Source organism: Desulfocurvus sp. DL1XJH-121 (assembly GCF_054819825.1).
Genome location: NZ_JBTVWW010000051.1, coordinates 1 through 4,309 on the forward strand (window position 1 = coordinate 1; position 4,309 = coordinate 4,309).

The following is a 4,309-nucleotide window of genomic DNA, read 5'->3' on the forward strand; positions in this document are numbered from 1 at the left end:
AAATAGGCGGCCGAGGCGGCCGCCTAGAAATCACCCCGCCAGGGGCGGCAGTGTCAGGTGAATACTATCTCTGTACAGTCTGCCACGCCTTGTTCAGCCCCAGGTTGTGCAAGTACCCAGCCGTAGTGTTGGCCGGTTGTGGCGCAATATTTGTTGGACAACATTGATCTGCTATCCTGTGTTCAGCAACTGAGCTGTTGTGATGTGTATGATAGCGTAAAAAAATAATTATCGCACCAATTTCTTTGTATATATTACATATAAATAGAATTATGCGTGCGCAAATTATATACAATGAACTAATTCAAATTTTTAATAAAACATAAAGACATAAAAATACTATTTTTGAATGCAAATTATAAAGAATTATTCCAATGCAATGACTGGATAAACGGTTTTTGCTTCGTTCAAATAATTGTTTAAATATGAAATTCAATAGTTCAGAATTATTTGCTTTAAATAAAACCAGAGTATTAGAAAAATGGATTCATGAAGTCCTATGCTATTGATGTACTGCTTGTGGATGTATTTAATTGTTATCAAAACTATTGTTGATATATCAGAGTGTTGCAAAAAGAATCGAGGTTCGTTAATATATATTAAGTTTCATAACTGTGTGGTTATGTTTTGCCTGTGAACTGATTTTTGGGTGAGGAGTTCCGAGATGTCTCAAAGACTGCTTTTGTTTTGCATGTTCCTTTTGCTGACAGGCTGCATTGCAGAAAAATTTAGTAATAACGAGGCGTTATTTCCTGTTTTTGGAAAGCCACAGGAGGTATATTTCGTCAAAACGGAAACGCCGTTATACGAAACACGCGCCGCCATTAAAAAATTGACCACACTCCACATAGGGAATGAAATCGGTGTCTTTGAAATTGTAGACGGGATGGCTCGGACGAATGCCGGATGGATTGTTTTCAAAGATATCGAGAAAGAAAGAAGTCATTTTCAACTAACCGTTAAAGCTCCTGAGGGAGCTATAGTCAAAATTCTTAATATCAAACCTAAATATCATGATGGAATTTGGTTGGAAAAAGGCAAATACCATATTGGTGTCTATCCGAAAAAGAAGGCTGCATTGGATCGTTGGATTGCTTTGGAAAAAGACAAGGTAATCGTCTTGGATGGCAGCGACAAGAGCCGACTGGTTTCGTTGACTGTTAATGCGGTTTCAGGCGCTACAGTTAAAATTATGAACGTTCGAGCCAAGTACCATCCAGGGATCAAGCTGTCCCCAGGAAAATACCATGTGGTCGTTTATAGAGGCCAGCATACATACTACGATAAGTGGTTAAACATCGACGACGATACGGTATTGCCTGTTGAGGAAACTTGTTCCCCCCGGGATGGCAAGGCAACCAATGTTACCGTCAAAAAGCAATCTCAAGACCCCTCGTCCTCAACAAGCGTTGGCAATGCTCCGGTTGATATGCCTCCCTCAGAATCCAAGGGTGCTCCTTCCGCAGACAAGAAAACTTCTCCTGTTGGTGAGAATAAAGGAAAAGTCGGCATGGAGTTGGATTAAATCTCCGGCGTCTTTGAGATAAAATTCCCCCATATTGTTTACAGACGACGAGGAACAAATGAATATGAAAATGGCAACAAATGTATTTGTGTTTTTGATTTTTTTCAGTGCCCACGCTTTTGCGCAAGGCAACTGTGTGAAAGAAATAGAGGCTGCATCAGCAGGGGCCGTCAATGCTCAATTCAAGCTCGGTTTAAAATACGCTAAAGGCGAGTGTGGAGTTAAAAATCCGCAAAAAGCTGCTGAATGGTATGAAAAAGCGGCGGCCCAAGGGGACAACCGTGCGCTCGTGAATTTGGGCTACATGTATATCTTTGGTGATATTGGTAAAGATGAGCCTAAGGCGTTTAAGCTCTTTTCAAAAGCGGCCTCCAGCGGCGACTCTAAAGGGATGGCGGCCTTGGGGCAAATGTATGAAGCCGGTGAAGGGGTACCACAGGATTGGGAAAAGGCCGTAGAGTGGTATGCCAAAGCGGCTTCCAAAGGTGATAGCCATGCGCAAGCAAGGCTCGGTTCAGCTTATGCAAAGGGCAATGGGGTCGCTCAAAACGATAAGCTCGCCGTGAAATGGTTTGCAGAGGCCGCTAAGCAGGGAGATGTCAAGGCTCAACGGAACCTGGGGCTAATGTATGAGTTGGGTCGAGGCGTGCCACAAGATGATAAAAAGGCTGTAAAGTGGTATACTGAAGCAGCGGAAAAAGGATTTGCAAAGGCTCAATTCAATCTTGGCAGGATGTATGAGCAGGGTAAGGGGTGCGCAAAAACTCTTAAAGAAGCAAAAATTTGGTACACGCGTGCTGCGCTGCAAGGCTATACGGTCGCGCAAAATTGGTTGGAAAAACTGGAATCCAGCTCTCAGAATGAGGCTCAGGGAGGAGAAGTCTTTTACACTGATGTCGAAGGGCCTTTTGAGTGGGATGCTTCTCAGGATTTTTCTGCGGGCTATTTTGATACGTTTTATGAGAATGGCTTAATATATGCCCTTCCCTCCGCTTTTGCCAATAGCCTTGAGGCTGCTACGGATTGGGAGTATCGACGCACTTCTTCCAAGAACAGGGCTATTCTCGACAACTATATTCTTATGAACATGAATGACTATAACACATTGTACAAAAAAGGTGCTGTGGTTGGCAAAGTGTCCGATGTGTCTATTGATGGCGTTAAGGGCTGGAGATTGCCGACCTTTGACGAAGTGGCCAAGAGCAAGGTGGCGGAGAGGTGGCAGAAGTCGCTTGAAAAGCCTGTTCGTAATGGGATGGCTGATGCGTATTGTCCGCCGGTTGCGACTCATGATCGAAAAAGTAAAGACGTTGTTGGCCATCGTTTGAAGAGAAATCAAAAATATTGGAATAGAGAAAAATACTATGACGGCCTCAGTAGTTATTATATTCCTGCAATATTGGTGAGAGAACCTTCGTCTGTCGAGAAGGAGATATTGGGCGTTCACGGACAGACGCCCGAAGAACGCATTATCCATTGCGCCAACTTGTTGACTCAGAAGGCGCTTATTCCCAGGAAGGAAGAAGTTAAAAAGTACAAAAAAGAGGAATATCCACCTGCTCCAGCCCCTATTAAAGGTGAATTTGAAAAGAGTATAGACTTCAAAGCGAGAGAGTCTGTATTGAGGGAAAAGTGGGAGCAAGAGAAGCTCGCAATTGACTCTCGTAATCAAGATTCCGAGGATGTATATTTGTCCGCTGTAGAGGTTTCTGAAAGGAATTATATGCAGCAAAAGCTACTGTTTGCTGATAGCGATTATCAGAAAGGCGTATATAAAAAGATGAGAGAGGGTGCGATAAGAATTGTTCTTGGGAAGCCCTATTTCAAAGACATGAAGTATAATGCGGATGCAGAAGTGATGAACGGATTGATTTTTTCTGCAAGATATCCAAAATTTGAAAAAAATGTCTCCTTCTCTGTCCCGATTTCCGATGCGAGAAAGTTCAAAGAAAAATTGCTTACCAGGAAGCTGATTCCAATCGTTACTTTTGACAATCACTTTGCGGTTGCTTCAGCCGAGGCCGTTACTGATGACCAAAAAATTGCTTTTGACTATGAGGTTGCACAAAAGTTGAACACGATTAAAAGTTATGAATATTTTATTGAAAAGAACCCCTCGTCGCCGCAAGCTGCCCTCGCTTATGCTCGGATGACGAGGCTGGCATATGCTGTTGCAGCGAAAATTGACACTGTCGAGAGCTTTGCCCATTTTCTTCAGACATATCCAAGGGCGCAGGAACGCGATCTGGCTCAAAAAAAGCATGCGGGGTTGGTAGCGAAAAGGCGTTTGGCGAAGGCTGAGTATGAGCGTGAGAAGGCTGAACGCAAAAAACAGAAAAAGGAAGCTGAGATAGCTGCATATAAGGCGCATATGGCCGACAAAAAAGTCGGAGATACGGTGTGCGTATCAGCCACTGCGGGGCTTGGATTGGTTAAGTATACAATTACTGCGACAGTAGAGAGGATTTCTGGCTCCAAAATGCAACTGCGTATCCTCAGTACGGAAAGTCAGGTCCCCTACTACAAAGGGAGAAATATCTATCCAGGGACTTTGTTGTGGGACGAAAAGACTAACTGGAGGCTTTGTAACGATTAGCCTTTTGACCAGCAAGCGAGGCCTGATCGGTTTGAGGAGTGCGGCTTATGCCGTACTCCTCATTCTTCTTTGTATTCTGGGTCAGCTTTCGTTGCTGCCAACAAGGATGCCTTGCCTGTACAGAGATAGTATTCACCTGACACTGCCGCCCCTGGCGGGGTGATTTCTAGGCGGCCGCCTCGGCCGCC

General features: G+C 44.1%; 2 protein-coding genes. Both read left to right on the forward strand.

Annotation, left to right across the window (positions count from 1 at the left end; all coding sequences use genetic code 11):
* The first annotated feature begins 664 nt into the window (after positions 1-664).
* Complete coding sequence (locus ACYYG1_RS17250) at positions 665-1,525, forward strand: hypothetical protein (RefSeq protein ID WP_461211571.1); 861 nt, start codon at positions 665-667, stop codon at positions 1,523-1,525.
* Positions 1,526-1,583: 58 nt separating this feature from the next.
* Positions 1,584-4,121, forward strand: a complete 2,538-nt coding sequence (locus tag ACYYG1_RS17255) for a tetratricopeptide repeat protein (protein ID WP_461211572.1) — start codon at positions 1,584-1,586, stop codon at positions 4,119-4,121.
* Positions 4,122-4,309: the final 188 nt, after the last annotated feature.